Below are 18,636 nucleotides of genomic sequence, written 5' to 3'. Positions count from 1 at the left end.
TGCGCAGCCCAGCGGGAGCAAGCTCCCTCGCCACGAGGTAAGCGTTCATTTTTGCGATCCCAGGAATTGCTGATACCGCCGCGCCGTGTTCGCCGGCTGTTCGACCATCGGCATGTGCCCGACGTGATCCCACACATCCACTTCAAGGTTGGCAATGCCCTTGCTCCAGACCGGCACGCTGCTGACGTCGATCAAGCGATCCTTGCGCCCCCACAGCAGCAGCGCCGGACATTTGATGTCGGCCAGTTTCGGCTCCATCGGCGGGCTGGCATGGAAGTCGCGGAAGATTTCTTCGAGGTCGTCACGTTGTTGCTCGTAGCGCTGGGCGACGGCGTCCAGCACCAGTTTCGGCACCCACGGCGGCGACTCCATGGTCATGGCGTAGAAACGCTGGAATTCTTCGCGGGAGTTGATCAGGAACGGATTGTGCCCGCGTGCCAGGTGGCGCTCCATGTCGCTCGGCTCTGGTGCGGTGACGCCGGCCGGGTCGATCAAGGCCAGCGAAGCGATCCGCTCGGGATAGCTCGCCGCGAGCCACGCAGCGATGTAGCCGCCCATGGAGTTGCCGATCACATGGACTTTTTCCACGCCGCAGACATCGAGTAGCTGAATCATGCGTTTGGCCTGAACCGCGATGTCATAACCGCCTCCGGCCTTGAAGCCGGTTTCGCCGTGGCCGGCCAGATCCGGGATGATCACCCGATACTCGCGCACGAAATGCCGGGCGCAGCGCAGCCAGAGATTTTTGTCGGCGCTGAAGCCGTGCAGCATCAGAATCGTGCTGGACGCCTCGTATGGCCCGCCTTGCCAGGTCGACACGGTCATCTCGGCGATCGGCACTTCGATCTTGTGCAGTTTGTACAACCTGGCCTCGATGGCCATGGCCAGGTCGTACAGCCAATGGCCGACCGCTGGGTAACTCAACCAGCTCCAGGCCACGAAAACCGCGAGGGCGACAAACAGCAAAAGCATCGACGTCTTCCTTATACGTGTTCAGGACAAAATATGGTCGGCCGGTTTCAGCGCTCGGGTCAGCAGGTGATAGCTGAAACTGAAGCCGGGAAACATCGCGATCACATGGCCGCTCTTGCTCTGGTACCAACTGTGGCAACCGCCGGACTTCCACACGGTGCGCTGCATTTCCCGGTGGATCATTGCAGTGTAGGTACGTTCCGCGTCATGGCGCACTTCGATGCTGCGCAGGCCTTTGGCCTGCACGGTGCGAATGCAGTCGAGGATGTAGTTCATCTGCGATTCGATGATGAACAGCGCCGAAGTGTGGCCAATACCGGTGTTCGGCCCGGTGACGATAAACAGGTTGGGGAAATCCGGCAGGCTGGTGCCCAGGTAGGCGCGCGGATATTCGGCCCAGACATCTCTGAGTTGCACCGCGTTCTTGCCGCTGACCGGGTAGGAAATCACCCCGTCGGTGGCGTCGTAACCGGTCGACCAGACGATCAGATCAACATCGACATGATCGCCGTCCACCCTGTTGATCCCGCTTTCGTCGATCGACGCGATGCCATGCTCGCGACTGTGCAGCGTGACGTTGGCGCGGCTCAGCGCCGGGTAATACGTGCTGGAGACCAGCACCCGCTTGCAGCCGATGGTGAAATCCGGAGTGAGTTGCTGCCGCAGCACCGGGTCTGGAACCTGGCGTTTGAGGAACCGCAGCGCATGTTGCTGGACCAGGTGAATCGCCGGTTTCGAGTATTTGAAGGCGATCACCCGGGTTTCGAATTGCCAGTAGATCAGCCAGCGCAGCAGCTTGTACGCCGGCTTCAAGCCGAGCAGCCAACGCTGGAAGCGGCCGAATTTGCGATCGGCACGTGGCAGCACCCAATGCGGCGTGCGCTGGAACACATGCAGGTGTTCGACCTGGGGTGCAATTGCCGGAATCACCTGGGCCGCGCTGGCACCGCTGCCGACAATCGCCACGCGTTTACCGCGATAGTCGTAGCTGTGATCCCAATGGTTTGTATGAAACGTCTTGCCTTGAAAGCGATCCATTCCGGGGAAGTGTGGGATGACCGGCTGACTTAACGGACCGGAGGCGTTGATCAGGAACTGCGTGTGAAAGATGCCTTTGGCACGGGTGTACACCGTCCAGCATTTATCCGCTTCGTCCCATTCGACGCGCTCGACGTCGGCTTGCAGCTCCACGCGGTCGCGCAAACCGAACTGCTCGATCACTTGCTCGGTGTAGCGCTGCAGTTCTGCCTGTCCGGCAAACATCTGCGACCAGCGGTAGGGTGCGAACGAGAGCGAATACAGCGGCGACGGCACGTCCACCGCTGCGCCGGGGTAGGTGTTCTGGCACCAGGTGCCGCCGAAAAAGTCGCGTCGCTCCAGTATGCGAAAGTCATCGATCCCGGCCTTGAGCAGGTTGACCGCCGCGCACTGGCCGCCAAAACCGCTGCCGATGATCAACACATGGTAGGTGTGCATGGGTCCCCTTTTTATAGTTGTTTTTCCTTTTCCCTGTTTCATTTATAGCCAACTCTGGGCTTCGTGTGCGGCGCTGATAGCGCTCTATTCAGGCCGCTGGCCGGTGATGGCTATTTAGCGGCGCCCTGATAGACTCCGAACACATCCGTGTCGGGGTGAAACCATTGCAGCGCGCGGTCGAGGCCCTTATGGGAAATACGCGGGGAAAGGGACTTTCACTGGCCAGGAGGCTGTACAGGTCGCGGGTGTTCGGGCTGCTGCTCGGGCTCATGTGCGTCAGCGTGGCGATGTATTCCCTCGATCCGCCGCTGTGGGTGTGGGGCCTGATGCTGTTCAATGGCCTGATCTGGCCGCATCTGGCGTTTCAATGGGCGCGCCGCTCGAGCGTGCCGTTCCGCGCCGAACACCGCAACTTGCTGATCGATGCATTCATGGGCGGCTTCTGGGTGGCTGCCATGCAGTTCAATCCGCTGCCCAGCGCAACCACGATTTCGATGATGGCGATGAACAATGTCGCCATTGGCGGTGGCCGATTCCTGCTCGCCGGGACGACGGCACAGCTATTGGGTATCGGCGTCGGGCTGGTGGTGTTCGCACCGGCGTTCATCCCGCCGACTTCGCCATTGCAGCTTTACGCCTGTTTGCCTTTGTTGTTGCTGTATCCGCTGGCGCTGGGCTGGATCTGCTTTCGTCAGGCCTCCACCCTGGGCCGGCACAAGCGTGAGCTGTTGGCGTTGAGTCGCACCGACAGCCTGACCGGGCTGCTCAATCACGGCGCGTGGAAGGATCAACTGAACCTCGCATTCCAGCGCTGTAAACGCCAGCAGCAAGGCGCGGCGATTGCGTTGATCGACATCGATCACTTCAAGGCGATCAATGACACCTACGGCCATGTCGCCGGCGATATCGTCCTGCGCCAGTTGAGCAAACTGCTCAAGCAGAATCTGCGCGCCACCGATGTCGCCGGGCGCTACGGCGGGGATGAGTTCTGCGTGATTCTGCCGGAACTGCCGCTGTTCAATGCCGCTCAGGCCATGGAAGCCTTGCGCGAACGCTTCGTGACGCTGGGCTATGAGCAGAATCCGGCGTTGAAGGTCAGTCTGAGCATTGGCCTGGCCGCGTATGATCCGAGCCATGCCGACGCCACGCGTTGGCTGGACGATGCCGATCAGGCCTTGTACGAAGCCAAGGCGGGTGGGCGCAATCGGGTCATCTGCAACAGCGACAACAAGCCGAGGCAGGCGCTGCTGGATTCGGTCTGAGGGACACCCCGCCGATTGAAACTGTAGGAGTGAGCCTGCTCGCGATAGCAATCTGTCAGTGATTTGAATGCTGACTGATACAACGCTATCGCGAGCAGGCTCACTCCTACAGGTTTGTTCGGTGTCGGTCTGGAGAGTGTCGCATTCGCTATAGAGCCTTGCGTCAATGTCGGTTACGGTTGAATCCCTCCGACACGAAACAAGGACTGCTTCATGACGTTCTCATTTCCCCGCTCTCTGCTGGCCGCCAGCCTCGGTCTGTCCCTCGCATTCTCGGCCGCAAACGCCGCCGAACCGCACAAACAAGTGCTCGCCGATGCCGAGCAGTATCAGCCCGAAGCCCTGAAATTGTTGGAGCGACTGGTCAATATCGACTCCGGCTCAGGTTATGAGCCGGGCCTGAAACAGGTCAGCGACATTGCCATCGATGAACTGAAAAAACTCGGCGCCACCATCGAACTGGTGCCCAACACCCCGGAAAAATCCAGCCACGTGCTGGCCACGCTCAAAGGCACCGGCAAAGCGAAGATCCTCCTGATGGCGCACATGGACACGGTGTTCAAGGAAGGCTCCGCCGCCGAGCGGCCTTTCCACATCAAGGACGGCCGCGCCTACGGGCCGGGTGTAATGGACGACAAGGGCGGCATCGTCGCCGGCATCTACGCATTGAAAGTGCTGAAGAACCTCGACTTCAAGGATTACGCGCAGATCACCTTCCTGCTCGACGCCAGCGAAGAAACCGGCTCGGACGTCGCCACCGACCTGATCAAGAAAACCGCCAAGCAGCACGACGTCACCCTCAACCTCGAACCGGGGCGCCCGGCCGATGGCCTGGTGGTGTGGCGCAAGGGCAGTGCGACGGCGCTGGTCGAAGTCAAAGGCAAAGCCGCCCACGCCGGGGTCGCGCCAGAATTGGGCCGGAACGCGGCGATGGAAGCGGCGCACCAGATTCTGCAACTGGGCAAGCTCGGCGATGAGGCGAAGAAGACCACCATCAACTTTACCGTGCTCAAGGCCGGTGATCGCACCAACGTAATCCCGGACCAGGCCACGGCCAAGGCTGACGTGCGCGCGGCGGTGCCGGAAGAGTTCGATCGCATCGAGAAGGATCTGGCGCGGGTCTCGCAGGACAAGTTGATTGCCGAGACCGAGGTGAAAACCTCTCTGCAGCGCGGATTGCCGCCGATGCCGCAGACCGCTGAGTCCGATCGCTTGATGGCCATGGCTCAAGGCATTTACGGCGAAATTGGCCGCAAGCTCACCGAGGAGGGCAGCGGCGGCGCGGCGGATGCCAGTCTGTCTGCCGGGGTGGGGACGCCGACGCTGGATGGCTTCGGGATCGTCGGCGGCAATATTCACACGCCCGAGGAATACGCCGAAGTGGCGAGCGTGGCGCCGCGGATTTATCTGTTGTCGCGGATGATCATGGAGTTGGCGAATCCGCGGTGATGGAATTGGTGGTGTGAATGTTTGGGGCGGGGTGTCAGTTGACTCGCCCCTCACCCTAGCCCTCTCCCCCAGGAGAGGGGACTGACCGCGTTGTTTTTAGTCAATGCGGCAAGCTTGAGATTTTCTGCTGAATTCAATTTCGCATTCAACACGGTCCACCACGTCGGCGCAGATCCTGAGCATCCCCCAATCGGTTCCTTCTCCCTCCGGGAGAGGGCTAGGGTGAGGGGCTTTTGTGGGAAAAGTGGCAGTCGAGGACGGCGCACAAAAAATACCGAAAAGTCCGACAGAAGCTCTCGTTGCGGCCGTCGGACGCGGCTCTTATAGTCTCGGTTCGCAGATAACTCTGCGACGATCTTGGCCGGTCGAATACAGAACCTGACCTTTCTGGAGTGAACTAGGGCCGCCTGTGCGATGCACCGGTTTGTGGTCGTGCGGGATCTGGCCGATACCTTTGCCAGCCTTAACCTCAAGGGCATTTCCGATTGTGATCTGACGCGGGTGACCAGCGCGGTTCATCTGCTGATGCGCGAGGGCTGCGCGACTCTGAATGTGATTCAGGCGCGGGCGGTGCAGCGGGAGGAGGGGTAAGACGCCGGTTTAGCGGTGCCGCAATAGACGCTTTCGCGAGCAGGCTCGCTCCCACAGGGGACCGCATTTCAACTGTGGGAGCGAGCCTGCTCGCGAAGGGGCCGGTGCAGCGTGTGCATCACTCCTTGACGCTCATGTACTCCTTGGCCCAGAGAATGTATTCCTCCGGCTGGGTATAGGTGTGCGTCAATTCGGTCGCGCTCAGGTCGGCGGCCTGGGTGAAGATCTGCCGCTGTTCGCGCAGGCTGTCGTAGGTCGCTTTGATCGCGGCGAAGTAGGCGCCGTGGCCGTCGATGGTCACGCGTACGCCGAGTTCGGCCAGGCGTTTGTCGTCGCGCAGGGCCGGGTTGCCGTAAGTGACCAGCATCAGCGGCACGGTGAGATGCTCGGCGATTTGTTCCAGTTGATCGAAGTCCTGCACGCCGACCATGCAGATACCGTCAGCGCCCGCCGCCTGATATTGGCGGGTGCGGCTGATGATTTCCTGGTTCGGCAGAATGCCGGCGTTGGTGCGGGCGATGATCGCCATTTCCGTGTCGACCCGGGCTTCCAGCGCCGCGCGGATCTTGCCGACGCCTTCGGCGACGGTGATCAGGTCGGTGGATTTTCGCCCGAATTGTGCGGGCAGCAGGGTGTCTTCGATGGTCAGTGCCGCGACGCCGGCGCGTTCCAGTTCGACGATGGTGCGCATGACGTTAAGAGCGTTACCGTAGCCGTGATCGGCGTCGGCGATCACTGGCAATTGGGCGACGCGGCCGATGCGCGTGGCCTGTTCGGCGAATTCGCTGAGGGTGATCAGGGCGAAGTCCGGGGCGCCGAGCACCTGCAGGGAGGCCACGGAACCGCCGAGGATACCCACTTCAAAACCCAGGTCAGCGGCGATGCGGGCGGACATCGGGTCGAACACCGAAGCCGTGTGATAGCAGGTGTCGGAGGCCAGCAACTGACGGAAATTACGGCGCAAATCTTGATGGGAAAGCCTGGTCATACGAGTTCCACCAATACATAAGGAATGGAGAGGCTTGAGCAAAGGTGTCAACGCCGAAGAATGAAAAGGCTATCACGCGAATGGGTCAGGAATCATGACGAATTTGCGCGGCAGGACTGGCGGCTGAAAGGTTTAATCTCTGGCGCCGGGCATATCAGGCCGCCACGGCGTGTTGCTGTTGATGGGGCAGGAGCACCGCACGCACCGAATTACCCGGCTGAAGTTGCAGGCGTTTGGCGGTGAGACGATCGACCATCAGGCTGTTGCCCACCAGTCGCCCGGGCGCCACGGTGATGCGGCAGTTTTCCAGGCGGCGGTTGTGAATCAGCCACAGCGGCGCCTGCTCGTCCGGGATGCCGAGGCTCAGGGTCAGTTCGAGACTGTCACGCACCGTGCGAATGCTGCGGATCGGCGCTTCGATGACCGGGCCACCGTCGAAAATGTCGATGTAACCCTGGTGCGCAAAACCTTCAGCCTGAAGGATTTTCAATGCCGGTTGGGTGTTCGGGTGAGTCTGGCCGATCGCCGCCTGTGCCTGTTCGGTCAGCAGGCAGGTGTACAGCGGCTGACGTGGCATCAGTTCGGCGATAAAGGCTTTGTTGCCCAGCCCCGACAAGTGATCGGCGTGGGTGAAATCCATCTGGAAAAAGTGTCGGCCAAGGCTGTCCCAGAACGGCGAGCAACCGTTTTCATCGGCACTGCCGCGCAGTTCGGCGATCATCTTCTCGCCAAACAGATGCGGAAACTCGGCGACAAACAGCAGGCGCCCCAGCGACAACAGGCGACCATTGCTGCCGCTGCGCTGGTCATGGCGCAGAAACAGCGAGCACAGTTCCGATTGTCCGGTCAGTTCATTGTTGAGGAACAACGTCGGAATCTGCCGCTGAATACCCAGGTCCGGCGCCGAACTGACGGTCACGCCGAGCCGGTAGTTGTACCAGGGTTCGCGCAGGCCAACGGCGCCAGCCATCGCGCTGACACCGACCACGCGCTGTTCATCATCCTCGAGGACAAACAGATAATCGGCATCGGCCCGTTCCACCTGCTCGGCGAACGCCCGTTGCGCCCAACGCACCCGGTGCGCGAGGCGGTCCTCGTTGGCAGGAAGGGTGGTGAAGCCCGGCCCGGCCTGTTCGACGAGCGTCATCAAGGCAGGCAGGTCGCTGACTTTTACCGGACGGACAATCATGCTCCAACTCCTTCTGCGTACCGATTCAGGCACCAACGGCAAATGCGCCTCACAGAGCGACCAACCGTATCGGGCTGCCCTCGCTGACCTTCAGTGCCGCGCATAGAGCGGGCGTCAGGGGCAGCGGTTGATCGGGCTGGTAGTCGAGCTCGGTGACAATGGCGCGGTAGTCATGCAAGGCGTCGTTGCTCACCAGGTAACGGCCTCGGGCGTCTGTCGACGCCTGTTGCCGGACAGTGGCAGTCTGGCTGCCAACGATCGAGCGAATGTTTGCGGTACGCGCATACAACGTAGGGCCGGCGTCGAACAGGTCGATGTAGCTGTTGGTTTCGAAGCCTTCACGCTCGAGGATGTCGAACGCCTCCTGGCCGTCCGGGTGCACGCGGCCGATGCAGTCCTGCGCCGCTTGCGGCAGCATCGGTACGTATATCGGATATTGCGGCATCAGTTCGGCGAGGAACGTGCGGCTCTGCAACCCGCACAGACGCTCGGCTTCGGCGTAGGGCAGGTCGAAGAAATGCTTGCCCAGCGCATCCCAGAATGGCGAGTGGCCGTGCTCATCGCTGTAGCCGACGATCTCGGTAATCACCGCCTCGGAGAACCGCTGCGCATGGGCGGCAATGAACAGCAGGCGCGCCCGCGACAACAGTTCGGAAAACGGCGTGCGCACCAGCGTGGCGTCGATGTGGAACCCGCGCAGCAGGGTATGCCCGCTAAGGTCATGGCACAGCGACAACGCCGGCACGCCATGCTCGATGTTCAACTCCCGCGAGGCGCTGGTGAAATGGCGATTGCGCAAGCTGTAGAACGGTTCCTTGAAACCGGCGGTGGCAAGAATTTCCGAGCAACCGAGCAGTTGCTGGCGTTCGAGGTCTTCCAGCACAAAGAAATAGTTCTCCGGCCCCTGCGCCGTGGCGGCGCTGTCGAACGAGGCGCGCGACCCGGCGATTTTCTCGCGCAGGTGCTCGCTGTCATCCGGCAGCGAGGTCACGCCGATCAGGCTCTCGCGGGCCAGGCGCTGTAGCTGGGGCAGATCATTCTGCTCGACTGGGCGTAAGACCAGCATGGATGTACTCCTGTATCAAAAGGTTCGGCCCGTTCGCCGAACCTGACTATCACTGTCGGTTTCCACGCGTTAAATCGGCGGTCGCCTGATTTGTTGTCAGACGCCGCTCTTTTTCTTGTCAGCCATTGCTCGGATCGGGCAACACCGTGCTGGCGCCGAGCTTGTTGAGGAAGAACAGATAAACCAGACCCAGGGCAATCCAGATCAGGCCGAGTTTCTGCGCATCGACGCCCATGTTGTACATGATTGCCGCGACGATGATGAAGCCGATCACCGGGCAGAGCAGATGGCGCACAACCTGTCCCGACTTCTGCCGACGCCAGTAGTGGTTGATCACGGTCAGGTGCAGGAGCATGAATCCGCTCAGGGCGCCGAAGTTGATCAGCGAGGTGAGGATGTCGACCGCCTCGATGAACAGGTAGCAGATCAGCAGCGACAGCACCGCCACCAGATAGATGCTCAGGTACGGCGTGTTGTGTTTCGGATGGACCCTGGCCAGCACCTTCGGCAATTTGCCATCGCGGGCCATGCCGAACAGCAGGCGCGACACGGCGGCCTGCGAGGTGATCGCCACGGCCACGCCCCAGGCCAGCGCCGTCGCCACTGCGGTCAGGGTTGCGAGCCAGCTGCCGGCGGCGATTTCAGCGATTTCATAGAACGCGGTGTCGGCGGATTTGAAGCCCATGCCCGCTGCCAGATCGGTGGCGATCCACGTCTGTACCACGAAAATCGTGCCCATCACCGCCAGGGTGATCAGCGCCGCTCTGCCGACGCTGCGGCCCGGGTCTTCCTTGATTTCTTCGGCAAGGGTCGAGATCGCATCGAAGCCGAGGAACGACAGCACGGCGATCGACACCGCTTGCATCAACAAGGCGAAGTTGAAGGTCTCGGGGTGATACAGCGGCGCCAGTGTCAGCTCGCCGTTGCCGCCGCCGTTGTGCAAGGCATTCCAGGCGTAGAACAGGAAGATGCCCAGTACCACCAGTTGCGCCAGCAGGAACAGGATGTTCATCCGCGCGGTAAAGGTGATGCCGCGCAGGTTGACGAACGTTGCGCTGACCAGGAACGCCAGGATGAAGCCAACCTTGGGAATATCCGGGTACAAATGGTTGAGCGCCATCGCCGCATACAGGTACAGCAGCGGCGGAATCAGCAGGTAGTCGAGCAGCATCAGCCAGCCAGCGATGAAACCGACGTGTTGATTGAGGCCGCGTTGCGCGTAGGAATACACCGAACCGGCAATCGGAAACGCCTTGGCCATGCTGCCGTAACTCAGCGCGGTGAACAGCATCGCCACCATGCCGATGATGTAGGCCAGCGGCACCATCCCGGGTGCCTCGGCGTTGACGTAGCCATACACACCGAACGGGGCGATGGGGATCATGAAAATCATCCCGTATACCACCAGATCGGTCAGCGTCAGGCTACGTTTCAACTCTTGCTTGTAGCCGAATTCTTCAATTTCCATGAAGCGCAACTCCTTGTCAGCCATCGGTCGTTTTAGTTGTTCTGTCGGTCGATCATTTACCGCGATTCTTACAGCAAAGGTGCCAGGTAGCCGGCCCAGCGCGAAACCGCTTCGGGGCTGCGCAGCAAGTCATTGCGCACTTCGATCAGTACGGCCTCGAGGCCTCGGGCATCGCCGTGCACCGGTACGGTCATGTCGCCCAGCGGATCGATTCTGTACGGCTGGTTGCCCGCGACTTTCAAAGGATGCACTTGCAGTCCGTCGAGCAGGCGCTGGGCATAGGCTTTGGCCTGGCCGAACAACACGCCGATTTCCAGTGCTCGCGGCTGGCCGTAGTACACCGGGGTAAAACTGTGAATGCCGACCACGCGCACCGCTTGGCCCTGGGCAATACGCTCGTCGATCAGCGTCTGCAAACGTGCATGAAACGGCTTGAACAGGGTCTGCCGACGATACTCGCGAGCCGCCTCATCCAGCTCGCGGTTGCCGGGAATCTGGTAGATCTCGCTTTGCACCGGGATGCTGTCCGGTGCATGGCGCGGGCGGTTGAGATCGATCAACAGCCGTGAGTAATTGGCGCTGAGCAGGGTGGCACCGAGCTGTTCCGACAACTGTTCGGCCAGTTGCAGCGCGCCGATGTCCCAGGCGATGTGTTCCCGCGCGGCGGCCTCGTCCAGGCCCAGATTGTTCAGGGCATCGGGGATGTAACGACTGGCGTGTTCGCACACGAGGATCAACGGGTTCGTCGAGTCCTCGCGGCTGAGGTTATAGACCGGGCGGTTGAACAACCCCAGTTCGGCGGATTCAGTACAGGCGTGCATAGTGCTCACACAGGTCAGCGGGCGAGAGCTGTTCCGTCAGCGCCAGTTCCTCGGTTTTCAGGGCGTACCAGGTGTCGAGCAGCGGCTTGGGCAGCCATTCATTGAAGGCTGCACTGTCGCGCAGGCAATCCAGCGCCTGCGCCAGCGAGGCGGGCAGGGCGACAATGCCCCGGGCCTTGCGTTGCTCGTCATTGAGTGAATCGGGAATTTCATCGGTGATCGCGTTCAGCGCCAGACGCTGTTCGATGCCCAGTCGCCCGGCGATCAGCAGCGCCGCCATGGCCAGGTGTGGCGAGGCGGTGGCGTCCATGGCGCGGAATTCCAGGTTGAACTGCTGCGCGGCAGACTTGCCGCCCAGGGTCACGGTCGGGCAGATGCGCAGCGCCGCTTCACGATTCTGCTGTCCCAGGCACGCATAGGACGCGCTCCAGTGGTGCGGCTGCAAACGCTGGTACGAGAGCGGCGTCGGCGCAGTGAACGCGCAGAGCGCCGGCAAATAGTGCAGGACTCCGGCAGCCCAGTGCTGACCGATGCTCGACAGGCCGTTGCTGGTGCCGGCGTCGTACAGCATGGGCTGGCCGGCCAGATCGAGCAGGCTGACGTGCAGATGCACACCGTTGCACACCGCCTCGGGAGCGGTCTTCGGCGCGAAACTCAGCGCCAGGCCCATCTGCCGGGCGATTTCCCGGGTGATTTCACGCACATTGACCGCACGATCCGCCGCCGCCACGCCAAGGGTCGGGCGGCAGGTGATTTCGTATTGGTGCTTGCCGTATTCCGGCAGGAACATTTCCGGCTCGACCCCGCCGGCGCGCAGGGCGCTGAGCAGCCAGCCGGCGAATTCGGCGCCCTGACGCTGCGCTTCGAGAGAGAACGCTGCATGTTCGGCCTCGCCAGCGTGCAGGTTGAATTCATGTTCGAACGCGGCATTCACCTGCAAACCGAGCTCATCGTGATAGCGCTCGATTTCATCACGCAGCAATGTGCGTGGGCAGGCGCCCCACGCCTGGCCGTCGGTCTCGCGGATATCGGCGTGGATGAAATCCAGCGCCGGCGCGTTCGCGTCCGGGCCGTTGCCGACGGTGACGCGGCTGTTCAGATCGGGGATCAGCCGCAGGTCGCCGTACGCGCCCCACGGATTGCTCGAGGCGATGATGTCTTGTGGCGTCAGCGCGCTGTTGGCCGGGACCCAGCCGCAACCCGCTGCCTGATAGTGCTCAAGCTCGTCGGTAGGGAACGAGCGGCCACGGGTGATGCCGATCAGGTCAGTGGTCACCAGAGTGGTCATCGGCAGAGGCGTCAGGCGTGCGCTCATGGCTGCATCTCCTGCAAACGACCGAGCACGGTGTCGGTGTCGGTGATCCAGCAGTAACCCTTGATTGCATTGAGGCAGGCGTGGTGGCGTTCGGCTGTGTAAGTGGCGCAGGCGTCCTCCACCAGCGTCACCAGATAGCCCCGGTCGGCGGCGTCGCGCACGGCCATGTCCACGCACTGATCGGTGACGATGCCAGCGATGATCAGATGACGGGTCTGCAAGTTGCGCAGCACGTAGTCGATGTTGGTCGAGTTGAATACCCCGGAGGAGGTCTTTGGCAGCACGATTTCGTTCTCGGCCGGGGTCAGTTCAACAATCACCTGAGCTTGCGCGCTGCCCTTGGGCAGGTGCATGTCGGACAGCTTGTGATCCAGCGAGCGGTCGCGACCGTCGGCGGTCAGGCTTTCGATGATCGTGTGCAGCACGTTTTGCCGGGCCTGACGAAAGGCGCCAAGCAGCCGTTGCTGATTGGGCACCACCTGGCTGCGCGCACGCTGGAGGAAATACTCGGCATCCGGCCCGCTCAGGTGCGGGTCGAATTGCGGCTCGAGCCAGGCGCGCTGCATGTCCACCAGCAACAATGCGGTGTGATCGAACACAAACGGCAGGTCCCGTGGCGAGCGGTGGGGAAGGCTGAACATCCTTATTTTTCCTCCAGCAGGTGAGTCGCAAAGTCGTTGCGCAGGGCATCGATGCCTTCCAGGCGATCGGCAGGGTCGGGCACACGCAAGGTCAGGCAGGCGATCAGCGCCTCGACCTGCGCCAGCGCCGGCACCATGGTGTCGAACGGCGACGCCGATTCCACCGGGGCGCTGATGATCAGGTCGGCCATCTCGCGCAGCGGCGAGGCGTAGACATCGGTGAACAGCACCACCCGCGCGTTGTTGTTCTTCGCCGCGGTGGCGACGCGCAGGGCTTGGGTCTGGTAGCGCCGATAGTCGAACACCAGCACCACGTCCTGGCGTTGCAGATCGTACAGACGGTCAGGCAACAGGGCGTTGTCTTCCAGGGCGAAGCAGCCGGGGCGCAGCAGGCGCAGGTGGTTAAGCAGGTAATTGGCCAGCAGGATGCTGAAACGGCCACCGAAGCAGTAGATCTGATGGCGGCTGTCGAGCAGCCACTCCACGAGGATCCGTACGTCTTCGGGTTGGGTCAGGGCTTGAGTGTCAACCAGCAAGCGATGGCTGTCGGCCAGATAATGGGCCCAGGCATCGTTCTTGTTCTGCTGCGAGCGCGGCTGCAATAGCGTGCGTGGTGAACGCAGGCGATGGTCCATGTCGCTGAGCAGGGCTTCCTGGAAATCGGCGTAACCGCCAAAACCGAGCTTTTTCACCAGACGCACGATGGTCGGATCGCTGACACCCGCATGTTCGGCAAGGCGCGCCATCGGCCCCAGACCGTTGCGGGGATACTGATCGAGCAGGGCGCGGACGACTTTGCGCTCTGACGGCGTCAGATCCAGGCCGGGGTCAGTGATCAGGTCTCTGAGAGGGGGCATCCGGGCTCCTGCTGGATGGGGGTGTCGAATTCATTTCACAATCCGTTAAAAGAGTATTTATGTAATGTGTGCTACATGTCTAGCGAATTTTTGTACAGGTTTGCCAGGCACCAAAAGTGTGCAAGGCGTCCGTGTAACAAGGGCTACGCCGAAGTAGCGTCGGCTTGTAGTCCTTTGCCTGTCACAGTGTCAGACATTGCCTATCCAAGGTTCAGCGGCTGGCGAGCGGGCAATCCTGAAAAATCCGGTTTTACGGCACAATGGGCCGCTAATGAATTTCGAACCGTTGCTTTTAATATCTTTCGTCCGAGTACCTGCCTGTGCCAAGTAGCCGTTTGATACTGGTTTGCCATGCGCGAACCATCGCACAAAAATTGGCGCGTTTTCCTACGAATGAGCCTGTTGAAGAGTTGCCCGTGGCGTCTGACGCCATCCGGTCGCGATTCCCGGCGACGCGGCGCCTGGTATGCGGGCCGGAGCTGCGAACCCGGCAAACAGCAGCGTGGTTGGGTGCCGATGGCGAAATCGACCCGGCCCTGGGTGATTGTGACTGGGGGCGCTGGCACGGCCAGTCGATCAAGGAATTGCAAGCCCACCACGCCGACGCGTTGTCAGCCTGGCTGGCTGATCCAGACGCGGCGCCCCATGGCGGCGAATCGGTCGGCCAACTGACACAGCGGGTGGCGCAGTGGCTGGCTACAGTCGCCGCGACGCCCGGGCATGTGGTGGCAGTCACCCATCCGTTTGTCATGCGTGCTGCATTGATGCAGGTGCTGCACGGCAACGCGTTCAATGCGATCGATGTCGAGCCGCTGTCGGTGATCGAGCTGCGCTTCAACGGCATCTGGCGTCTACGCTTGCCGGGCATGGACCTTGAAGAGGAATTCTGATGAAACAGCTGCTGGTCATCGGCATTGGCGCCGGCAATCCGGACTACATCACGATGCAGGCAGTGAAAGCGCTGAATCGGGTCGATGTGTTCTTTCTGCTGGATAAAGGCCAGAGCAAACAGACGCTGATCGATCTGCGCCGCGAGATCTGTGAGCGCTACATCACCGATCACGCTTATCGCTTTATCGAAGCCAGCAGTCCTGAGCGCGAGCGGGGCGATGTCGACTACACGGCAAGTGTCGATGCACTGAACCGCGCCAAGCAGCAGACCTTCGAGCGGCTGATCAATGAGGAATTGTCCGACGGTCAGTGCGGTGGTTTCCTGGTGTGGGGCGATCCGGCGTTGTACGACAGCACGCTGCGCATTCTTCAGGCGATTCAGTCATCAGGCCGCTGTGAATTTGAGTACGAAGTGATACCGGGGATTACCAGCGTTCAGGCCCTGGCTGCGCAGCACAAGATACCGCTGAACACGATCGGCCGTTCGGTGGAAATCACCACGGGACGGCGATTGGCAGCAGGGCAGGTGAGTGAAGCGGACAGTCTGGTGGTGATGCTCGATGCCGAGGATTCGTACCAGCAGGTGGCGGATCGCCAGACCGAGATTTTCTGGGGCGCTTACCTGGGCACACCGGATGAGATTCTGCTCAGCGGAAGACTGGCGGATGTCGCCGATGAGATCGAACGGGTGCGCAAAGCGGCGCGGGCGGAGCATGGGTGGATTATGGATACCTATCTGCTGCGCAAGCCTTGAATGGCTGGCGTCTGAAAAAGCGCTTTCGCGAGCAGGCTCGCTCCCACATTTGGAATGCGTCCCCCCTGTAGGAGTGAGCCTGCTCGCGATGACGGTGGTACATCCAATACGAATTTCGGACAGGCAAAAAGAAACCCGGTACACCGCAAGGCGCACCGGGTTTTTTGTTGCCGGCCAACGGCGGATGTCGTGGATCCGCCGTCAACCTTGAACTCCGTATCAGGCGCGTTCCAGCGCCAGCGCTACACCCTGGCCGCCGCCAATGCACAAGGTCGCCAGACCTTTTTTCGCATCGCGCTTGAGCATTTCGTGCAGCAATGTCACCAGCACGCGGCAACCCGATGCGCCGATCGGGTGACCAAGAGCGATGGCGCCGCCGTTGACGTTGACCTTGTCCAGGTCCCATTGCAGGTCCTTGGCGACGGCCAGCGATTGCGCGGCGAACGCTTCGTTGGCTTCGATCAGGTCGAGCTGGTCGATGCTCCAGCCGGCCTTGTCGAGGCAGCGGCGGGTGGCGGATACCGGGCCGATGCCCATGATCGCCGGATCGACGCCCGCGTTGGCGTAGGCAGCGATTCTGGCCAGAACCGGCAGGCCCAGGGCTTTGGCTTTCTCGCCACTCATCAGAATCACGGCGGCGGCACCGTCGTTCAGCGATGAAGCGTTGCCAGCGGTGACGCTGCCGTCCTTTTTGAACGCCGGGCGCAGCTTCGCCAGGGATTCGGCGCTGGTGTCGCCGCGTGGCTGCTCGTCGATCTTGAAGGCGACCGGATCGCCCTTGCGCTGGGGAATCAGGATCGGGGTGATTTCATCGACGAAGCGCCCGGCTTCAATGGCGGCGGCAGCTTTCTGCTGGGAAGCGGCTGCGAAGGCGTCCTGCTGTTCGCGGGTGATCTGGTATTTATCGACCAGATTTTCCGCGGTGATGCCCATGTGGTAATCGTTGAACGCATCCCACAAACCATCGCTGATCATGGTGTCGACGATTTGCGCGTGACCCATGCGCAGACCGGTGCGGGCGCCCGGCATGATGTAGTTGGACAGGCTCATGTTTTCCTGGCCGCCGGCAATGATCACCTCGGCGTCGCCGCAACGGATCGCCTGCGCGCCGAGATGCAGAGCTTTCAGGCCCGAACCGCAGACCTTGTTCAGGGTCATCGCCGGTACCGCGTGGGGCAGGCCGGCCTTGATCGCGGCCTGACGCGCCGGGTTCTGCCCGGCGCCGGCGGTCAACACCTGGCCCATGATCACTTCATCGACCTGCGCACCGTCCAGACCGGTTTGCTCGAGCAACTGGCGGATCACCGCCGCGCCCAGATCGACCGCGGATACGTTGGCCAGGGAGCCCTGAAAACTGCCGATCGCGGTACGCGTGGCGGCAACAATGACGACGTCTTGCATTTTCGAATTCCTCACTCGGCAGCGAACTGCATTTCCGGTACGTGATCCGGGACGATCAGTTTACCAGCGGTTTTGGCGACGATTTCTTCAACGCTGACGCCAGGTGCGCGTTCCTTGAGGACAAAAGCGCCATTTTCAATTTCCAGATAGGCGAGGTCGGTCAGCACGCGCTTGATGCAGCCGGCGCCGGTCAGCGGCAGGCTGCATTTGGCGAGCAGCTTGGATTCACCGTCCTTGGACGCGTGGGTCATGATGACAATGATGTTGTCGGCACCGGCCACCAGGTCCATGGCGCCGCCCATGCCCTTGACCAGTTTGCCGGGGATCATCCACGAGGCAATATTGCCTTCGACGTCGACTTCGAACGCGCCGAGCACGGTCAGGTCGACATGGCCGCCGCGGATCATCGCAAAGGATTCGGCGGAGTTGAAAATCGATGCGCCGATCCGCGCGGTCACCGTTTGTTTGCCGGCGTTGATCATGTCGGCATCGATGGTTTCTTCGGTCGGAAAAGGTCCCATGCCGAGCAGGCCGTTTTCCGATTGCAGCATGACTTCCATGCCTTCGGGGATGTAGTTGGCGACCAGGGTCGGAATGCCGATACCGAGGTTGACGTAGTAGCCGTCCTGCATTTCGCGGGCGACGCGCTGAGCCATTTGTTCGCGGGTAAGTGCCATGTTGTTGTTCTCCGTAGGCCTGAATTATTTGCGGATGGTGCGTTGTTCGATGCGTTTTTCGAACGTGCCGCAAATGACCCGGTCGACGTAGATGCCCGGGGTGTGGATCTGCGTCGGATCGAGTTCGCCGGGTTCGACGATTTCTTCGACTTCGACCACGGTGATCTTGCCGGCGGTGGCCGCCAGCGGGTTGAAGTTCTGCGCGGTGTGGCGGTAAACGACGTTGCCGAAATGGTCGGCCTTCCAGCCTTTGACGATGGCGAAGTCGCCAGTGATGGATTCTTCCATCAGGTACTTGCGACCTTTGAATTCACGCACTTCCTTGCCCTCGGCGACTGGGGTGCCGACGCCGGTGGCGGTGAAGAATGCCGGAATGCCGGCGCCGCCCGCGCGCATCTTCTCGGCGAGGGTGCCTTGCGGGGTGAGGATGACTTCGATGTCGCCCCTGAGCAGTTGCTCTTCGAACAGTTTGTTTTCGCCGACGTACGAGGCGATGACTTTGCTGATCTGGCGGTCGGTGAGCAGCACGCCAAGGCCGAATCCGTCGACGCCGCAGTTGTTGGAGACGACAGTGAGGTCGCGGGTGCCCTTGCGCTTGATCTCGGCGATCAGGTTTTCCGGAATGCCGCACAGACCGAAGCCACCGGCGATGACGGTCATGCCGTCTTCCAGGCCGGCCATCGCTTCCTCGTAGGAACTCACACGCTTGTCGAAACCTGCCATAGGCACCTCTTTTATTATTTGTGGGCGGCTGGCTAGCCGAATGACTGGAGTGTCTCTCCGTGGAATATATTTGTTAAGTTGATTTTTACGGTTGA

Annotated in this window: 17 protein-coding genes and 1 pseudogene; 5 read left to right on the top strand and 13 right to left on the bottom strand. The window is 61.3% G+C overall.

Features of this window, described 5'->3' with window-relative positions; all coding sequences use genetic code 11:
- Positions 1-45 precede the first annotated feature (45 nt).
- Both BLU71_RS11400 and BLU71_RS11395 read right to left on the bottom strand, forming a co-directional pair.
- On the bottom strand, positions 46-972 hold the full coding sequence (locus BLU71_RS11400; protein WP_083353115.1) for an alpha/beta fold hydrolase: 927 nt from the start codon (positions 970-972) through the stop codon (positions 46-48).
- Between the two features lie 21 nt (positions 973-993).
- On the bottom strand, positions 994-2,448 hold the full coding sequence (locus BLU71_RS11395) for a flavin-containing monooxygenase (RefSeq protein ID WP_083353114.1): 1,455 nt from the start codon (positions 2,446-2,448) through the stop codon (positions 994-996).
- A gap of 188 nt (positions 2,449-2,636) precedes the next feature.
- On the opposite strand from BLU71_RS11395, the gene BLU71_RS11390 reads away from it, so the two are divergent.
- The 3 genes and pseudogenes from BLU71_RS11390 to BLU71_RS11380 form a co-directional block, all read left to right on the top strand.
- Positions 2,637-3,710, top strand: coding sequence for a diguanylate cyclase (locus tag BLU71_RS11390; RefSeq protein WP_065616995.1), 1,074 nt, complete (start codon positions 2,637-2,639; stop codon positions 3,708-3,710).
- A gap of 213 nt (positions 3,711-3,923) precedes the next feature.
- Positions 3,924-5,159 carry a M20/M25/M40 family metallo-hydrolase gene (locus BLU71_RS11385; protein ID WP_083353113.1) on the top strand — a complete coding sequence of 412 codons (1,236 nt, stop codon included), beginning with the start codon at positions 3,924-3,926 and terminating at the stop codon, positions 5,157-5,159.
- Positions 5,160-5,561: 402 nt separating this feature from the next.
- Positions 5,562-5,763: pseudogene (locus BLU71_RS11380) on the top strand (hypothetical protein); the annotation flags it as partial.
- A 105-nt stretch (positions 5,764-5,868) separates the two neighbouring features.
- On the opposite strand, the gene BLU71_RS11375 reads toward BLU71_RS11380, so the two are convergent.
- The 8 genes from BLU71_RS11375 to BLU71_RS11340 all read right to left on the bottom strand — a co-directional run bounded on the left by BLU71_RS11375 (position 5,869) and on the right by BLU71_RS11340 (position 14,095).
- Positions 5,869-6,738, bottom strand: coding sequence for an isocitrate lyase/PEP mutase family protein (locus tag BLU71_RS11375; RefSeq protein WP_024012471.1), 870 nt, complete (start codon positions 6,736-6,738; stop codon positions 5,869-5,871).
- A gap of 154 nt (positions 6,739-6,892) precedes the next feature.
- Entirely contained in the window at positions 6,893-7,927 is a 1,035-nt protein-coding gene (gene astA / locus BLU71_RS11370; protein WP_042609520.1) for an arginine N-succinyltransferase, read from the bottom strand.
- Positions 7,928-7,976: 49 nt separating this feature from the next.
- Positions 7,977-8,993 carry an arginine N-succinyltransferase gene (locus BLU71_RS11365; RefSeq protein ID WP_064362027.1) on the bottom strand — a complete coding sequence of 339 codons (1,017 nt, stop codon included), beginning with the start codon at positions 8,991-8,993 and terminating at the stop codon, positions 7,977-7,979.
- Between the two features lie 118 nt (positions 8,994-9,111).
- Positions 9,112-10,461, bottom strand: coding sequence for an APC family permease (locus BLU71_RS11360; protein WP_065616997.1), 1,350 nt, complete (start codon positions 10,459-10,461; stop codon positions 9,112-9,114).
- A 68-nt stretch (positions 10,462-10,529) separates the two neighbouring features.
- The gene (locus tag BLU71_RS11355; RefSeq protein WP_065616998.1) at positions 10,530-11,282 is read right to left on the bottom strand and encodes an N-formylglutamate amidohydrolase; all 753 of its coding nucleotides are present in this window, start codon (positions 11,280-11,282) and stop codon (positions 10,530-10,532) included.
- On the bottom strand, positions 11,266-12,597 hold the full coding sequence (locus BLU71_RS11350) for a glutamine synthetase (protein WP_083353112.1): 1,332 nt from the start codon (positions 12,595-12,597) through the stop codon (positions 11,266-11,268). Before BLU71_RS11350 ends, BLU71_RS11355 begins: the two co-directional genes overlap by 17 nt.
- On the bottom strand, positions 12,594-13,238 hold the full coding sequence (locus tag BLU71_RS11345; protein WP_083353111.1) for an isochorismatase family cysteine hydrolase: 645 nt from the start codon (positions 13,236-13,238) through the stop codon (positions 12,594-12,596). Before BLU71_RS11345 ends, BLU71_RS11350 begins: the two co-directional genes overlap by 4 nt.
- A gap of 2 nt (positions 13,239-13,240) precedes the next feature.
- Positions 13,241-14,095: a MurR/RpiR family transcriptional regulator gene (locus BLU71_RS11340; protein WP_042609526.1), complete on the bottom strand. Its 855-nt coding sequence runs from the start codon at positions 14,093-14,095 to the stop codon at positions 13,241-13,243.
- A gap of 320 nt (positions 14,096-14,415) precedes the next feature.
- On the opposite strand from BLU71_RS11340, the gene BLU71_RS11335 reads away from it, so the two are divergent.
- Both BLU71_RS11335 and cobF read left to right on the top strand, forming a co-directional pair.
- Positions 14,416-14,985, top strand: coding sequence for a histidine phosphatase family protein (locus BLU71_RS11335; protein WP_083353110.1), 570 nt, complete (start codon positions 14,416-14,418; stop codon positions 14,983-14,985).
- Entirely contained in the window at positions 14,985-15,740 is a 756-nt protein-coding gene (gene cobF / locus BLU71_RS11330; RefSeq protein ID WP_083353109.1) for a precorrin-6A synthase (deacetylating), read from the top strand. The genes BLU71_RS11335 and cobF overlap by 1 nt, the downstream gene beginning before the upstream one ends.
- A 219-nt stretch (positions 15,741-15,959) precedes the next feature.
- On the opposite strand, the gene BLU71_RS11325 is transcribed toward cobF, so the two are convergent.
- From BLU71_RS11325 to BLU71_RS11315, 3 genes are read right to left on the bottom strand one after another with little or no spacing between them, the layout of a single operon-like run.
- On the bottom strand, positions 15,960-17,141 hold the full coding sequence (locus tag BLU71_RS11325; RefSeq protein WP_042609529.1) for an acetyl-CoA C-acetyltransferase: 1,182 nt from the start codon (positions 17,139-17,141) through the stop codon (positions 15,960-15,962).
- An 11-nt stretch (positions 17,142-17,152) separates the two neighbouring features.
- A complete protein-coding gene (locus tag BLU71_RS11320; protein WP_039762320.1) occupies positions 17,153-17,818 on the bottom strand; it encodes a CoA transferase subunit B in 666 nt (221 codons plus the stop codon).
- Between the two features lie 24 nt (positions 17,819-17,842).
- The gene (locus BLU71_RS11315; RefSeq protein ID WP_083353108.1) at positions 17,843-18,541 is read right to left on the bottom strand and encodes a CoA transferase subunit A; all 699 of its coding nucleotides are present in this window, start codon (positions 18,539-18,541) and stop codon (positions 17,843-17,845) included.
- Positions 18,542-18,636 lie beyond the last annotated feature (95 nt).

Source organism: Pseudomonas moraviensis (genome assembly GCF_900105805.1).
Lineage (GTDB): Bacteria > Pseudomonadota > Gammaproteobacteria > Pseudomonadales > Pseudomonadaceae > Aquipseudomonas > Aquipseudomonas moraviensis_A.
This window is presented reverse-complemented; position numbering and strand designations above follow the sequence as displayed.